At 45.1% G+C, this 15,136-nt stretch carries 15 protein-coding genes; 7 read left to right on the top strand and 8 right to left on the bottom strand.

Features of this window, described 5'->3' with window-relative positions; all coding sequences use genetic code 11:
• Positions 1 to 110: 110 nt before the first annotated feature.
• The 7 genes from BJP37_RS33375 to pseI all read left to right on the top strand — a co-directional run bounded on the left by BJP37_RS33375 (position 111) and on the right by pseI (position 7,351).
• The gene (locus BJP37_RS33375; RefSeq protein ID WP_075905489.1) at positions 111 to 986 is read left to right on the top strand and encodes an aldo/keto reductase; all 876 of its coding nucleotides are present in this window, start codon (positions 111 to 113) and stop codon (positions 984 to 986) included.
• Between the two features lie 179 nt (positions 987 to 1,165).
• Complete coding sequence (locus BJP37_RS33370) at positions 1,166 to 3,193, top strand: aminotransferase class III-fold pyridoxal phosphate-dependent enzyme (protein ID WP_075905487.1); 2,028 nt, start codon at positions 1,166 to 1,168, stop codon at positions 3,191 to 3,193.
• On the top strand, positions 3,193 to 4,239 hold the full coding sequence (pseG, locus tag BJP37_RS33365; RefSeq protein WP_075905485.1) for a UDP-2,4-diacetamido-2,4,6-trideoxy-beta-L-altropyranose hydrolase: 1,047 nt from the start codon (positions 3,193 to 3,195) through the stop codon (positions 4,237 to 4,239). Before BJP37_RS33370 ends, pseG begins: the two co-directional genes overlap by 1 nt.
• Positions 4,239 to 4,895 (top strand): formyltransferase family protein, encoded by a 657-nt coding sequence (locus BJP37_RS33360; protein ID WP_075905483.1) that lies wholly within the window; start codon positions 4,239 to 4,241, stop codon positions 4,893 to 4,895. Before pseG ends, BJP37_RS33360 begins: the two co-directional genes overlap by 1 nt.
• 10 nt (positions 4,896 to 4,905) lie before the next feature.
• Positions 4,906 to 5,595 (top strand): formyl transferase, encoded by a 690-nt coding sequence (locus tag BJP37_RS33355; protein WP_075905481.1) that lies wholly within the window; start codon positions 4,906 to 4,908, stop codon positions 5,593 to 5,595.
• Positions 5,592 to 6,278: a PIG-L deacetylase family protein gene (locus BJP37_RS33350; RefSeq protein WP_075905479.1), complete on the top strand. Its 687-nt coding sequence runs from the start codon at positions 5,592 to 5,594 to the stop codon at positions 6,276 to 6,278. The genes BJP37_RS33355 and BJP37_RS33350 overlap by 4 nt, the downstream gene beginning before the upstream one ends.
• A gap of 8 nt (positions 6,279 to 6,286) precedes the next feature.
• On the top strand, positions 6,287 to 7,351 hold the full coding sequence (pseI, locus tag BJP37_RS33345; protein ID WP_075905477.1) for a pseudaminic acid synthase: 1,065 nt from the start codon (positions 6,287 to 6,289) through the stop codon (positions 7,349 to 7,351).
• 539 nt (positions 7,352 to 7,890) lie between these two features.
• On the opposite strand, the gene BJP37_RS33335 is transcribed toward pseI, so the two are convergent.
• The 8 genes from BJP37_RS33335 to BJP37_RS33315 form a co-directional block, all read right to left on the bottom strand.
• On the bottom strand, positions 7,891 to 9,087 hold the full coding sequence (locus tag BJP37_RS33335) for a tetratricopeptide repeat protein (RefSeq protein WP_075905473.1): 1,197 nt from the start codon (positions 9,085 to 9,087) through the stop codon (positions 7,891 to 7,893).
• 31 nt (positions 9,088 to 9,118) lie between these two features.
• On the bottom strand, positions 9,119 to 9,268 hold the full coding sequence (locus BJP37_RS40515) for a hypothetical protein (RefSeq protein WP_158069874.1): 150 nt from the start codon (positions 9,266 to 9,268) through the stop codon (positions 9,119 to 9,121).
• A gap of 726 nt (positions 9,269 to 9,994) precedes the next feature.
• Positions 9,995 to 10,654, bottom strand: coding sequence for a class I SAM-dependent methyltransferase (locus BJP37_RS33330; protein ID WP_075905471.1), 660 nt, complete (start codon positions 10,652 to 10,654; stop codon positions 9,995 to 9,997).
• A gap of 66 nt (positions 10,655 to 10,720) precedes the next feature.
• Positions 10,721 to 11,254 carry a hypothetical protein gene (locus BJP37_RS33325; protein ID WP_075905469.1) on the bottom strand — a complete coding sequence of 178 codons (534 nt, stop codon included), beginning with the start codon at positions 11,252 to 11,254 and terminating at the stop codon, positions 10,721 to 10,723.
• Between the two features lie 619 nt (positions 11,255 to 11,873).
• A complete protein-coding gene (locus tag BJP37_RS33320) occupies positions 11,874 to 13,079 on the bottom strand; it encodes a glycosyltransferase (RefSeq protein WP_075905467.1) in 1,206 nt (401 codons plus the stop codon).
• Positions 13,080 to 13,293: 214 nt separating this feature from the next.
• Positions 13,294 to 13,497, bottom strand: coding sequence for a hypothetical protein (locus BJP37_RS38025; protein WP_143727924.1), 204 nt, complete (start codon positions 13,495 to 13,497; stop codon positions 13,294 to 13,296).
• Complete coding sequence (locus BJP37_RS40510; protein WP_158069873.1) at positions 13,484 to 13,660, bottom strand: hypothetical protein; 177 nt, start codon at positions 13,658 to 13,660, stop codon at positions 13,484 to 13,486. Before BJP37_RS40510 ends, BJP37_RS38025 begins: the two co-directional genes overlap by 14 nt.
• Before the next feature lie 76 nt (positions 13,661 to 13,736).
• A complete protein-coding gene (locus tag BJP37_RS33315; RefSeq protein ID WP_075905465.1) occupies positions 13,737 to 15,035 on the bottom strand; it encodes a glycosyltransferase family 4 protein in 1,299 nt (432 codons plus the stop codon).
• Positions 15,036 to 15,136: the final 101 nt, after the last annotated feature.

The following is a 15,136-nucleotide window of genomic DNA, read 5'->3' as shown; positions in this document are numbered from 1 at the left end:
TGGTTTCATGGTTTAAAAATACCATAGCTCTCCCCTCCAACCTGCGGAATGTAGGTTCGTAAAGATTCTCAGGGTCGATATTATAAATCTCCTTGACGGATTGTGGCTATATGAACACTCTAAGAAGCTTAGCTCTAGGTACAGTTCAGTTTGGCTTGCCCTACGGTGTCGCCAACCAGCAAGGGCAGGTGAGCTTAGAAGACGCTAACGCTATTCTCAATCAAGCCTGGTCTGTTGGAATTGATACCCTCGATACTGCGATCGCATACGGGAGTAGCGAACAGCGGTTAGGAGATATGGGGGTAAACCACTGGCGAATAGTCTCTAAGTTGCCGAGTTTGCCAGAAGGACAGACGAATGTGCCTGTTTGGGTTGAGCAATCCCTGGAGGACTCCCTGAAAAGACTCAAAATTGATCAGTTGTATGGACTGTTGCTCCATCGACCTAAAGACTTACTCAGTTCTCAAGGCCAAACACTTTATAAGTCCTTATGTGCCATAAAAGAACGAGGATGGGTTAAAAAAATTGGCATCTCGATCTATGGTCCTGAAGAACTTGAGCCTCTGGTAGCTGAGTTTGAGTTTGATCTAGTCCAAGCTCCGTTTAATCTCCTAGATCGTCGTCTGATCCAGTCGGGATGGCTGGATCGCTTACATCAGTCAGGGGTTGAAGTCCATGTCCGCTCAGTGTTTCTCCAGGGTCTCTTGTTGATGGAACCCGCAGCTCGACCAGTACAGTTTGGCCGTTGGAATACCCTGTGGCATCAATGGCAGCAGTGGCTTGCAGATACTAACCTGACACCCTTGCAAGCTTGTTTACGCTTTGGATTAAATCAGCTAGGCATTGATCGGGTTTTGGTTGGGGTTGACAGTCTGGTCCAATTCCAGGAAATCCTGGAAGCGGCCACAGGAGATATGCCTGAGTTACCAGATACCCTCCATTGTGATGATCTTGACTTAATTAATCCTGCTCGCTGGCAGTTATAGCACAGGGAACAGGGAACAGGGAACAGGGAATAGGGAAAGAGAGGGAGGTGTGGCGCGCGGGGAGCAACTGGCTCCCCAAGACACCGCTGCATCCCTACTCCCTACTCCCTACTCCCTACTCCCTACTCCCTAAAACCCAGAACTTTGTCCCTCACCCAAGGTCGAACTTGCTATTTATAGTGAAAACACTTGCTATTGTTCAGGCCCGTATGGGCTCCACACGCTTTCCTAAGAAGGTAATGCGCCCCATCCTGGGGGTGCCGATGATTGAACTGTTACTGCTGCGCCTTTCTCAGGCCAAGCTGGTAGATCAAATTGTGCTGGCAACCTCTGAAGATCCACGCAATCAACCTTTAGTAGCCCATGTTAAACAGTTAGGATATCCGGTCTATCAGGGCAGTGAGAATGATGTTCTCGACCGCTACTATCAGGCAGCCAGACCCTATCAACCTGAGATCGTAGTTCGTATTACCGGGGATTGTCCGCTGATTGATCCTGAAATCGTGGACGCAGTAGTGGCTGAATTTAAGCTAAGCTCGGTGGATTACCTCAGTAATTGCTTGCCGCCAACTTTCCCTGACGGTCTGGATACGGAAGTTTTTACCTTTGCTGCCTTGGAACAAACTAGCCACGAAGCAACTCAACCCCATGAGCGGGAACATGTCACCCCTTATATTAGGGAGTCTGGGAAGTTTTCCCTGGGAAATTATAGCCACTCTGAAGACTATTCAAGCAAGCGCTGGACGGTGGATGAGCCTGAAGACTTTGAAGTGGTAACTAATGTGTTTCAGCATTTTCATCCCAGAAAGGACTTTGGCTGGTTGGAAGTCCTAAATCTCTGCCATACTCGCCCTGAACTATTTGCCGCAAATCAACTATTGACCCGGAATGAAGGAGCTATTATGGGGACTGGTCAAAAACTTTGGAAGCGAGCCAAACGGGTCATTCCCGGTGGTAATATGCTGTTGTCGAAACGGGCAGAGATGTTTCTCCCCGAGCAGTGGCCTGCTTATTTTAGCAAAGCGAAAGGATGCCGTGTCTGGGATTTGGATGGCCGAGAATACATCGACATGTCCATTATGGGCATTGGCACCAACATTCTAGGGTACGGCAATCCGGAAGTAGATCAGGCCGTAGGCCAGACCATCGAAGCTGGAAATATGTCTACCTTCAACTGTCCTGAGGAGGTTTATCTAGCAGAGCGCTTAGTAGAACTTCATCCCTGGGCAGACATGGTGCGGTTTGCCCGTTCGGGGGGAGAGGCAAATGCGATCGCAATTCGCATTGCCCGAGCTGCTTCAGGACGAGACAAAGTTGCCATCTGTGGCTACCACGGCTGGCATGACTGGTATTTGTCAGCCAATCTGGGAGACGACACAAACTTAGCTGGCCATCTCCTGCCGGGATTAGCACCCAAGGGTGTGCCGTCTAATCTGAGCAATACGGTTTATCCATTCAACTACAATCGGTTTGATGAGTTGGAGGCACTGGTGAACCTTCATGATATTGGCGTGATTAAGATGGAGGTGTCTCGCAATCAAGGGCCGAAACCTGGGTTTTTGGAGAAAATCCGGCAACTGGCAACGGACCGCAACATCGTTTTAATTTTTGATGAATGTACCTCAGGGTTTCGTCAAACCCTAGGTGGTCTACACAAGCTCTATGGTGTCGAGCCAGACATGGCCATGTTTGGCAAGGCATTGGGTAATGGTTACGGGATTACCGCTGTCATTGGCCGTCGTGAGATTATGGAAGCAGCCCAGAGTACGTTCATTAGCAGTACCTTTTGGACAGAGCGAATTGGGCCAACAGCAGGCTTAAAGACCCTGGAGGTGATGGAGCGCACCCATGCCTACGACCAGATCACTCAAACTGGAAAGGTGATTGGGGAACAGTGGCGGAAACTAGCAGCCAAGTATGCTCTGGATATCCAGATTGCTGGTCTTCCGGCCCTGATTAGTTTTAGCTTTGTCAGTGACAATCATCTGGCCTACAAAACCCTGATTACTCAAGAAATGCTGGCTAAGGGCTATTTGGCCGCTACCAGCGTTTATGTTTGTACGGAGCACACCCCAGAGATTATTGAGGGGTACTTCACAGCGCTGGATCCGGTGTTTGGGTTGATTAAGGAGTGTGAGGAAGGTCGGGATATATTCTCTCTGCTCAAGGGACCGGTTTGTCATAGTGGGTTCAAGCGGTTGAATTGATGGAAATAAAGCAGAACTTGCTGATTCGGGCTGACGCCTCCCCTAAAATTGGCACTGGGCATGTCATGCGCTGCCTGGCTCTGGCTCAGGCATGGCTGGAGGCAGGGGGGCAAGTGACCTTGTTGATGGGAACAGCAGCACCAAAACTAGAGGCCAGGTTACAGGCGGAAGGTATTCAGGTTACCCATTTATCGGTTCCACTAGGGACTGAAGAAGATGCTGAGCAAACCATTGGCCAGGCTAAAGCATTGGGGGCAACTTGGGTGGTGGTGGATGGTTATAACTTCGGAGCTGACTATCAGCGAGTGATTAAAGACGCCGGGTTACGGCTGTTGTTTATTGATGACTATGGCCATGCAGCCCACTACTGGGCCGACCTAGTGTTGAATCAGAATGTCTATGCCCATGAGGGACTGTATCCTAAACGGGAATCCTACACCAAGCTGCTGCTGGGTACCCAATATACACTCCTGAGGAAGGAATTCTGGCCTTGGCAAGGCTGGCAGCGGCAGATCCCCACAGTTGCACGCAAGGTGCTGGTTACCTTGGGGGGAGCAGACCCCGATAATGTGACCCTGAAGGTGATTCAGGCACTACAGCAGGTCAAGGTTGAAGGACTCGAAGCAGTGGTGGTGGTTGGGGGGAGTAATCCTTATTATGAGCAGTTACAGGCAGCAGTGCATGATTCGGGGGCAGCAATTACGCTCAAGTATAATGTGACGAATATGCCTGAGTTGATGGCTTGGGCAGATATTGCGATCGCAGCTGGGGGAAGTACTTGTTGGGAGTTAGCCTTTATGGGTTTACCGAGTTTAATTATAATTTTGGCTGACAACCAGAGAGCGATCGCTCAGAAATTGGACGAACGATGTGCTGCTGTGAGTTTAGGATGGCATGACCAAGTTATTCCAGAACAAATAGCAGAATCAGTAGCTCAGATTTTATTATCCAAAAAACTACGTTGGGAAGTCCACCAAACTAGCAAAAGTTTAGTTGATGCAGAGGATCAATTCAAAGTTATAAGAATGCTTTTTTTTTTTAAATAATGCAAGGCTTAACGATTACAATTTTATCGGATAGCAATAGTTGGATTAATAATTATATTCCTGATCTCGTTGAAAAGCTAAAGAAAAAACAACATTTTGTTAAGTGGATTCATCAAGCGAAAGAGATTCCAGAAGGAGACTTCGTTTTTTGTTTAGGATGCGGACAAATTTTGTCATCAGAAGTTTTAAAGAGAAATTCAAAAAATTTGATTGTTCACGAAAGTGCTTTACCTCAAGGAAAGGGTTGGTCGCCTCTCACTTGGCAAATCTTAGAAGGGAATAATGAGATTCCAATTACGTTATTTGAAGCTGAAGAAAGTGTAGATAGCGGTAAAATTTATCTTCAATACGTTTTGAAGTTTAAGGGAAATGAACTTGTTGATGAATTGCGTAAAACTCAAGCCGAAAAATCAATTGAAATGTGCTTAGAGTTTGTCCAGCAATATCCAGCAATTTTAGAGATAGGGAAAGAGCAATCTGGAGACTCAACCTACTATTCTCGTCGAAAACCAAAGGATAGTCGTTTAGATCCAGAACGAACAATAAAAGAACAGTTTAACCTTTTGCGAGTTGTAGATAACGAACGCTATCCAGCTTTTTTTGAACTTAATGGAGAAGTATACATATTGAAAATAGTAAAAAAAAATCATCAGTAAGGAGGTTGATTTGGTTGCTTATTTAGTGGTTGGTCGAACGCCTTGGAGTCAAAAAATATTTAATAATATCATTCAGTATTATTCCGGTGAGTGGTACTTCATTGGTACACCAGAAGAGCTGACAATAAACAATATACAAAAAATACAACCTCGCTATATATTTTTTCTCCATTGGTCTTGGAAAGTACCCGATGAGTTAATCAATAACTACGAGTGCATCTGTTTCCATATGACCGATGTGCCCTATGGTAGAGGAGGCAGTCCACTTCAGAACCTGATTATTCGGGGACATGAGTCAACTAAACTGACTGCCCTCAGAATGACCCAGGACTTTGACGCAGGTCCAGTGTACTTAAAAGAAGATCTGTGCTTAGCCGGAAATGCTGAAGAAATTTATATCCGAGCCACTGATCTTTCAGCCAAAATGATTGGACGCATTATCCAGCAAGAACCTGAGCCTGTACCTCAAACTGGAGAAGTTACCAACTTTAAGCGCCGTAAACCTGCTGAGAGCGAGATTCCCCAAGTACCATCCCTGCAAAATTTACACGACTTTATTCGCATGTTAGATGCAGAGGGATATCCAAAAGCCTTTATTGAACATCAAGGCTTTCGCTACGAGTTCAGTCGAGCTGCTCTTTATGATGGTCGGATCGTAGCTGATGTCAGGATTACTCCAGTAAAGGAGCCCCATGCATGAACGTATTAGTTGTTGCAGCCCATCCGGATGATGAAGTGTTGGGCTGTGGCGCAACCATTGCCAAGCACGGGAAGCAGGGCGATGTGGTTCATAGTTTGATTCTGGCTGAGGGAGCTACCAGCCGAGCTGTTAATCGCGATCGCTCACAATGGAAATCTCAACTTTCGGCATTAGCTGTGGCTGCTCACAAGGCCAGTGAAATTTTAGGCGCAGCCTCTGTCACGCTCGATAATTTTGCTGATAATCGCATGGATGGTTGTGAACTGTTGGATGTGATTAAGGTGGTTGAACAAGCCATTGACCAATATCAGCCAGAGGTCGTTTATACCCACCATAGCGGTGATGTCAATATTGATCACCGCCGCATTCATGAAGCCGTGATTACCGCCTGCCGTCCTGTCCCTGGACATCCAGTCAAATCACTCCTATTTTTTGAAATACCTTCCAGTACCGAATGGCAACCCCCTGGCTCTGCCCCCATCTTTGCACCTAACTGGTTTGTAGATGTAACTGAAACCCTGAACCTCAAGCTCAAAGCCCTAGAAGCCTATCAGTCTGAAATGCGTCCCTGGCCTCATCCCCGTTCATTACAAGCGGTTGAACATTTAGCCCGTTGGCGGGGAGCAAGCGTAGGTGTTGAAGCGGCTGAAGCCTTTATTTTAGGAAGACAGTTAGTGATGTGAGTCATGCTATGAAAGAAATCGCGATCTCAAGTAAAGTTATAAGTCCGGCAAATCCCCCATTTGTGGTAGCCGAAATGTCTGGCAACCACAATCAATCCCTTGAGCGTGCCCTAGAAATCGTCGAAGCAGCAGCTAAAACTGGCGCTCATGGTCTGAAAATCCAGACTTACACCGCTGACACCATGACCTTGGACATTGATGAAGGCGAGTTTTTCATCAATGACCCCAACAGCCTTTGGAAAGGAAACTCACTGTACAAGCTATACCAACAAGCCTACACACCTTGGGAATGGCACAAACCTATCTTTGACCGCTGTCAAGAATTAGGCATGATTGGCTTCAGCACTCCCTTCGATGCGACAGCAGTTGATTTTCTGGAATCTCTTGATGTTCCCTGCTACAAAATCGCCTCCTTTGAAAACACGGATTTACCCTTGATTCGCAAAGTTGCTAGCACTGGTAAACCCATGATTATCTCTACTGGTATGGCAACAGTAGCAGAACTAGACGAAACCGTACGCACTGCCAGAGAGGCAGGATGTCAGGATTTAATTTTGCTCAAATGCACTAGTACTTATCCTGCTACCCCTCAGAATACCAACATCCTCACCATTCCCCATCTGCGAGAACTCTTTGACGTACAGGTTGGTCTATCTGACCACACCATGGGTATTGGTGTAGCAGTGGCTAGTGTTGCTCTTGGGGCTACCTTCATCGAAAAGCATTTTACCCTCAGCCGGGCTGATGGTGGAGTGGATTCTGCGTTTTCCATGGAACCCCAAGAAATGCAACAACTGGTAATTGAATCCGAGCGGGCGTGGCAGGCTTTGGGTAAGGTTAATTATGGTGCAACTGAGGCAGAGAAAAAGTCCTTGGTGTTTAGGAGAAGTCTTTATATTGCTGAGGATATGCAAGCGGGAGATATCTTAACTCCAAAGAATTTGAGGGCGATTAGACCGGGGTCTGGATTGCCTACTAAATATTATGATGTTCTCTTGGGGAAATCTGTGAAAGCTGATGTGAATAAGGGAACTCCAGTCAGTTGGGAAATGGTCATGTCTGGCAATAAATAAGTAAGAAAGTTGCAAACCGACATTACGTCCGAAGGACGTACTACAAAAAAATTTATAACGAGGATGCTGGGATTCAGCTTTTGCTATTGAATTCATTCTCAATAAGCAGGCAGAATAATCATGATAATTGAATTCGCTTATGTAGTATACAGCTAATGAAATCCTTTGTTGTTGGAGATGCAACAAAAACCACTAAAGAGCATTTTTATAAAATTGCATTTTCCAAGGTCAGTTTTGTATTACTAGATATGGATCTATACGAGCCTACCAAATGTTCAATATCATACCTTCTGCCCAACTTGGTTCCTAATGGTAAGATTATTTTTGATGAGGGGCTGAGGGGGTGACAACCAGGCTAAAAATTGCTTGGGGTAAGCTTTTGAGCCATGCTATCCCAAAAAAGATTGGGTCGATTGACAGGTTGAATAACGCCCCTATTTGGGATGGCCTTGTCTTGAAACCTAATTTTTTCGTTGGTCAAGTTCAATTGGGATGACCATCCCTGGCTCGATCTTCTCAAAGGCTTACCAACTGAAACCCTAAAAACACAAAGCTTGCAGGGGAATTGTCACCCCCTCAACTAGTTCAACAGCTTTTTTGCAGTTAGCCATTCCTTCTGCTTGATTTCCCTTCTGAAGCTGGATTTTGCCAAGAGTACTATAAATAAAGGGATGTTCAGGCTGTGACTGAAGGGCTTGCTGAGAAACAGTGATTGCCTCATCCAACCGCTCTTGCTGGTAGAGCAGGGTCGATAAATGTCGGTAGAAGTAATAATTGTCCGGAGCTAACTCAAAGGCTTTTGCATAGCTAGCGATCGCACCATCAATGTCATCTTGGTGACGCTGAGCATTACCCAGCATGAAATAGGCATGAGGGTTGTCGGGCTGGGATTTAATCACCTCCTGACAAGCAGTAATACTTTCTTCTAAAGGGACAGTGTAAGCAGAGGTTTGTACCACTGCTTGCTCTGCTTCCTCCAGTGTCAATCCCGCTGCTTGTCTCAAATTCCGGTAAAGTTCTTCAGCGGTAGCCAGCAGCTGAGTGTCGTTGCTGTGGTCATGATCTCGATTGGAATTTTGTGGCGGTAAACAAACCATATCGTTATAATTCACTAACCTGGTTTCATAGAATTTCTGGGCGGCTGGGATAGAGAGGGATATGGATGCTTTGACTTGGGAGCATAGGTGATTAATCCCTTGCTCCAATTGGGTCAGATACTCTTCTTGAGGAAGGTCGAAGCAGAGTAGGGGAAACGGTGATTCGCCGAAGGTGTCTAGGATGATGCGATTGTAGTGAATCCAGAGAGTTAAAGTATCCCGTGGGGGAAATCCTGATCGGTGATACAGGGACATCGCCACTTTCATGGGATGGCGGAAGGTACCAATGAAGTGTAAGTTGGGGATGCCTTCACGCCAAAACGGAAGGGTGAGTACCGTGCGCGGATCTTTAAACATCCAGACCGGCACATAGTAGTAAAAGTCAGCAATAATGGCATCCCGTTGTTGTTGATGCTCCTCGGTCCAGCTGATGGGATCTGGGGGATTTTTCCAACTGCAACCGGCTTCAGCCAAGACAGCTTCGTTCAATGTTATAATATTCTGGTTTTCCCGACAACCTTTGAGATTATCACCATTACACCGCTTCACTTTACCGCCATACAACCCAGCCGCTTGTAAAGAGCCTGCTAAACAGCTAGTACCGCTGCGATGCATTCCTAAAACACAGATAACTGACATAATTAGATCGTTCCTATTAATTTATTAGTATCTATAGCAAAGGGAACAGGGAGTAGGGAGTAGGGAGTAGGGAGTAGGGAGTAGGGAGTAGGGGTAAGGCAAGTGAAACTAGTTCATGTCGGTGGGCAGTGCACCACACAGATTCCAAAGCTTGCCCATCCCGTTGGTCGGCACTGCCCACCCTACGATTAATCTACCCAGTGATAGCTGATAGCTGATAGCTGATAGCTGATAGCTGATAGCTTACCTTAATTTTAGTCCTAGTTTTGCAGTAATCTCTAGGATTATATCTTAATATAATAACCGGCAATTGTTGATAAAGTTTTAGTAAATTATATTCCTTGGCCACTAAATTTACCCTAAATTTACAGCGTTTTTCATAACTATGAGCTACACAGGATTTTTTCCCTCTTAGCTCTTCCCTCTTCTTTCTTCCCTACTCCCTACTCCCTACTCCCTACTCCCTAAAACCTAGGACGAAAGTACCTCACCCAATTAAGAACTGCTATTAATCCTTTGCCATTGATAAATTACGGTTTGACGATATCCACCAATCGGCTTGATTTTAAGATCAGCGAATCGGCTTAAGGTTTCTTTTAGGGGTTCGTCAAAAAATAATATTTCAGAATTATAGCTTGGAGGCTTATTCAAGCCATTAATAAACCCAAATTTTTCAGTACAAATTATAATAGTTTTAACGGTTTTCTGATCGGCTTATTTATAGCAATTCTCAGAGTCATGAGCGACATTGCTTATCCTTTTAAGGCAGAAGGCAAAAGGCAGAAGGCAGAAGGCAGAAGTAAGAATGTCTTAAGGCAATAAGCGCCAATCAATACTGTACCTCATAGGTATGATAAACGCTATATTACTATGACCCATTACCCATTCTCCATTCCCAATGATTCAACTATTTATAACAAATTGCAATAGTACTTTCGGGAGAGATTTTTGACTGTTTAAATTCGATTTTTTGAAAAAGTTTATCGTGATCTAAAAGTATCCTTTTCAGCGCTTCTTTTGAAAATAAAAAAGTTTGGTCTTTGGTGGAATATAAACTGACCCCTATAAGTGGCAGTGAGGAATCGCTTCTATCACGGTCCAACAAATTCTGCAAGGCCGAAATAATAGATGACGAAATAGTAGACTTGAATCTTTGATCTGATAAGGTAGGGAATTCGATAATCAATTTTTCGTTGCATAGCTGTGAGATCGTTCTTAGAGCTTTTATGGGTTCCTTCAGCTGATGTATTACATTTAGCAATAGAACTATATCAAACTTCTCCTTTAACGGGTCAGTAAAAATGTCTTGCTCCAAAAATACGCTCCTTTTTCCAAGAATTTCTTTTAAAATATTGCAGCCAAGGAATCGATGATGCTTTACTTCTGTGCCAACAACTCTCGAAGCATTTCTTTTTTCTGCCTCAAAACAGAAATACCCATAAGCACATCCAATATCTAAAACAGATTTACCTTTCAAGTCTTGATCTAAAACTATTAAATTGGCTGACTTGTACTGACCAGGAGTGAATTTATTAGGATATACTTCTATTTTCTGATGACTAAACATATTGTTGTCAATAATATAGTCTAGTTCTTGTTGTGAATAGTGTGTTTGTTGCTCTAGGGATAATAATTACAAAGCTTCTTCTATGGAGTAAATTGGTAAATAGTTATCGGCAGAATTGATAATCTCAAAAGTTATCTCATATTGTCTGAGGATCAAAAACCATTTCTTGTAAAAATCCGTTAAATCAAGCCGACACAAAAGCTCGAATATTCTTTGTTTTGGATATCGCGGGGTTAGATTTTTATTAAAGATCGGTTCAATGGTTGTTCTTAATAAAGACCGCTTAACAATTTCCGAACGAGGCGCAACTAATATATAAGCTCTAATCCTTTCAGGATAGTTTAGTAATTTAACTAACGCTGGCTCTCCCAGAAAGTCATTACCAATCTGGTCTACATTGTTTTTATAGGGCCAATACAAATTGTAATGAATTATGCACTCTTTGTTTAATAACTCACCCATCAAGGGGTGAGTTACTGCAACATCCATTATTAACGGGATGTCGTTCCATTCTCCATTTTTAATCCTTGATTCAATATATGTAGACTTGCCAGCACTCGAAACCCCCATAACCATGTGAATTGTCTTTTTACTATTCATAGTATACCTACTTAACTTATTATTATGCTACTGAACTATAACTAAAAGAAGTGTGGGGAGGGTGGGAAGTGTGGGAGCGAGCATGTCACTTCTGCAGAACATTTGTACGCTTATTTGGGTAATAGGTAATAGGTAATAGGTAATAGGTAATAGGTAATAGGTAATAGGTAATAGGTAATAGGTAATAGGGGGAGCATTTACTTATTTATATTTGTACATTATCTATAGCCCCCTCATGGGTAATTGCTTCCGCTAATGGGACATAGTACTAATGTTTCAGCAACGCAAGACCTGCTCCCAGTGTGGGAAGTGTGGGGAGAGGGTGAGATAGGGAGATAGGGAGATTGGGGAGATTTTTATTAAGGGGAATTGTCATAAAATGATATTAGCTTTCTCTTGCCGAAGAGTGTTTTTGCATGCATTGAGATGCACCCGATTAATCTGGACATAAATTAGGTTAACTGTCTTAAAAAAATTAAGTTCAAGTTCATGTCGGTGGGCAGTGCCCCAGACCGATTCATTTACTTCCTAATCCCGTTGGTAGGCACTGCCCACCCTACGATTAATCTGGACTATTCCCTGTTCCCTGTTCCCTGTTCCCTGTTCCCTGCACAATCACTCAATCCTCCCGTATCCACTGGATATGCTGAGGCAATAACTTAGCCAAATCATAGCGCTGTAGAATCGTTTCCCTGGCATTCTCCCGTATCCGAGCCATCTTGTCCCGATTATCCAGAGCTTCTTCCACCCGATCCGCAATGTCCTCTGGAGAGAAAAAGTCTACTAATAATCCATTCACCCGGTTTTCGATCACCTCGATCACCGGAGCAGTATTAGAGCCAACCACCAAACACCCTGTAGCCATTGACTCTAGCATCGACCAAGACAAAACAAAGGGATAGGTCAGATAAATATGGACAGAGGAAGCTTGCAGGACTTTCAGATATTCTGAGTAGGGCAGGAAGCCAGTAAAGTGGACTCTGTCTAAATCCAGAGGCACCTTGTCCAACATCAATTCCTTGTAGGTTTTGCCATCTGGTAGAGGTTTGCTATAGACAACCCGATTCTCCCCCACCACCACCACATGACACCTTGGTCGTCGCTGCTGGAGAATCCCCACCGCTGCCATAAATTGGGGAAACCCCCGGTAAGGTTCCATCCCCCGTCCGACATAGGTGATTAGTTCGTCAACCTCGGACAGGTCTAAATCTATCCGAGGCAGAACTAATTTCGCTCCAGGCTTGGGTTTAAAGAACTCGGTGTCAATGCCATCATGACGCACAGTGATTTTGTTGTGGAACTCCCGTGGAAACTGCTGATGCTGATAGTAGGTGGGAGACAATCCGCGATCGCAACTGACTAAGCTTAATAACTTTGGGGCATTTTTGGTCCGAATCTGGGTTTCATCGTCAGAGGTCAGGGGGTCAGAGGGATCAAAGTCAAAATTCGACCCATGGGCATGGTAAAACCACTCGCAGTAGCACAGCAGTTTTGCCTGGGGGAAAACGTCTTTGATATATAGGGTCGAGCCCCAACCGGAATGACCATAAACCACATCAGGAACAAATCCCTCAGACTTCAGCCGGGTACATAGGTGATAGACTGCTTGACCCTCATGGACCTCTGTTTCGAAGTGGTAAAGGTAGTAGTCAGTTTGCCCATGCACTGTCTTCACAGGGCTGTAGATGGCTTTGGAAACCTTAGGCAATTTCCCTGCTCTGCGATGAGTGCCAAAGACAACCTGATTAGTATCATCATGGGCTAATGCCTTAGCGAGGTGGGAAAATTGGGCGAAGGTACTGGGATGGAGGAATAGAATACGCATCTTAAGTAGTATAGCGCTACGCGCAAGTGAGAAGTCAGAAGTCAGAAGTCAGAAGTAAGCTATGATTAAGTTTCGGAGTTTAGTAATGTCCTAATCTTAATGGGTAGTGCTATACTTAAGTTCATGTAGTTCATGTAGGGTGGGCAGTGGATCACAGCGATTCCTTTGCTTACTATCGGGTTGCTAGGCACTGCCGGCACTGCCCACCCGAAGATTAATCTCTGCCCCATCTCCCCATCTCCCCATCTCCCCATCCTTTCAAGGGTATGTTTTTTACAAAGACATCAGGTGTGGGGTGTAGGGTGTGGGGTGTAGGGTGTGGGGGATAAGAAAATATACTTAATTTGTCGTTGTCAGCCATGCAAAGCGCGAGTGGGGGAAACCCCCAAGACCGCGCTGCATCGCTAAAAATCATCATTGTCTTGATTCAGTCGCTCATGGGGGAAACCCCCAAGACCGCGCTGCATCGCTTCTTCGTTGTTTTCCTTTTGCTCTCCCTGTGATCCGCCCCCGACCGGTCGGGGGTTGGGGGTGAGGCAGGACCCAAATGTAAAAAACCTACCCCTGTGAGATCTCCCCATCTCCCCATCTCCCCATCTCCCTACTCCCTACTCCCCACACCCCACACCCCACACCCCACACCCTACTCCCTACTCCCTACTCCCTCGTTAACGCTTCACAAAGAACCTGATCATACTGTTTAGCAATCACCTCAGGAGTAAAATTCTCTAATAAATACTCACGACCAGCCTGACCTAGGGACTTGACTAACGCCTGATTAGCGGCCAGAGAGCGGATATAGTCAGCCAGACCTTGGCTGTCTCCATTCACGAAGCTGGCACCGCACTTAGCCTTGGCGATCAGCTCAGTTAAGTATGCCTCCCGAGAGCAAATCACCGTCACCGGAACCCCAGCCGCTAACGCAGAGTAGAGTTTGCTAGGAGCCACTAAGGTTTCCATACCAGGCATCACACTGACTAAGGAGAGATCGCAAGCGGTTAAGGAGTAGGGCAGCACCTCTTTGTCTTGGTAGGGCAAAAACAGAAAATTAGTTAAGCCTAAGCGCTTCACGTCCTCGATTAAGGCTTCTCGCTTCGCGCCACTACCAATACAGACAAACTGAATCGGTTCGTCTTTCAGTAATTTAGCAGTCTCAAGAATCGTATCGATATCATGGCAGCGCCCCATATTACCAGAGTAAAGCACCGTAAACTTATTTACTAAGTTGTGCTTCTGGGCAAACCAATTATCTGGCTTGGGCAGTGGCACAATCACATCTGGGTTAGCCCAACTGTGAATCACCGCCACCTTGTTAGCTAGTTTAGGACAGGTATTTATCACTCGTTGCTTCATGGCTGAACTGAGCACAATAATTGCCTCCGCTTTACGCCAAACCCGACGATTGAGACCTCTCCAAAATCGAGCCAAGGGATGATTGTGACCAATCACTCCTAACTCTACAGCAATGTCTGGGTAAAAATCGTAAATTAGGCAAACATAGCGCATACCAAAAATCTTACGAGCCAGGTAAGCAACCACAGGGAAAAACGGTGGCGCAGTGGTTAATAACACCAAATTACGACGACGACAGTTTTTAACTAAGTGCAAAAACGCTCGCACAGCAAAAATTAAACCATTGACAGCCTTCCCACGAATGCGCTGAGGCCAAAGTTGAGACGCACGCGATCGCTTAATCTGTACTTTTCCCAACTTTTCATACATTGGTGCAGTGGCAGTCTCAAAGGCATAGCCTGGTTGCCCAGTAAACACCTTAATATCCATCCCTTGTTTGCCCAATTGCATCACCAACTCTTGAATTAGCTGGCCAGTAGCAGCATAGTCAGGAGGAAAAAACTGAGTTAGTACAGACAGCCGCAGAGACTGGTCACTAACTGTATTTGTTGGTAACCAGTCTTTAATTAGATTTGATGTTTTTAGTTGTTTAATAAAAACCATAAATCCACTGATAGTCTTTTCAATTGGTTAAAGTACTTTTGTTTTAGGGAATCGGGAATCGGGAATCGGGAATCGGGAATCGGGAATCGGGAATCGGGAAT

Origin of the sequence: Moorena bouillonii PNG (assembly GCF_001942495.1) — a bacterium.
In the GTDB taxonomy this organism is placed as follows: Bacteria; Cyanobacteriota; Cyanobacteriia; order Cyanobacteriales; family Coleofasciculaceae; genus Moorena; species Moorena bouillonii.
Note: the sequence above shows the minus strand (reverse complement) of the source record. Positions and strands in the feature narration are given on the sequence as shown.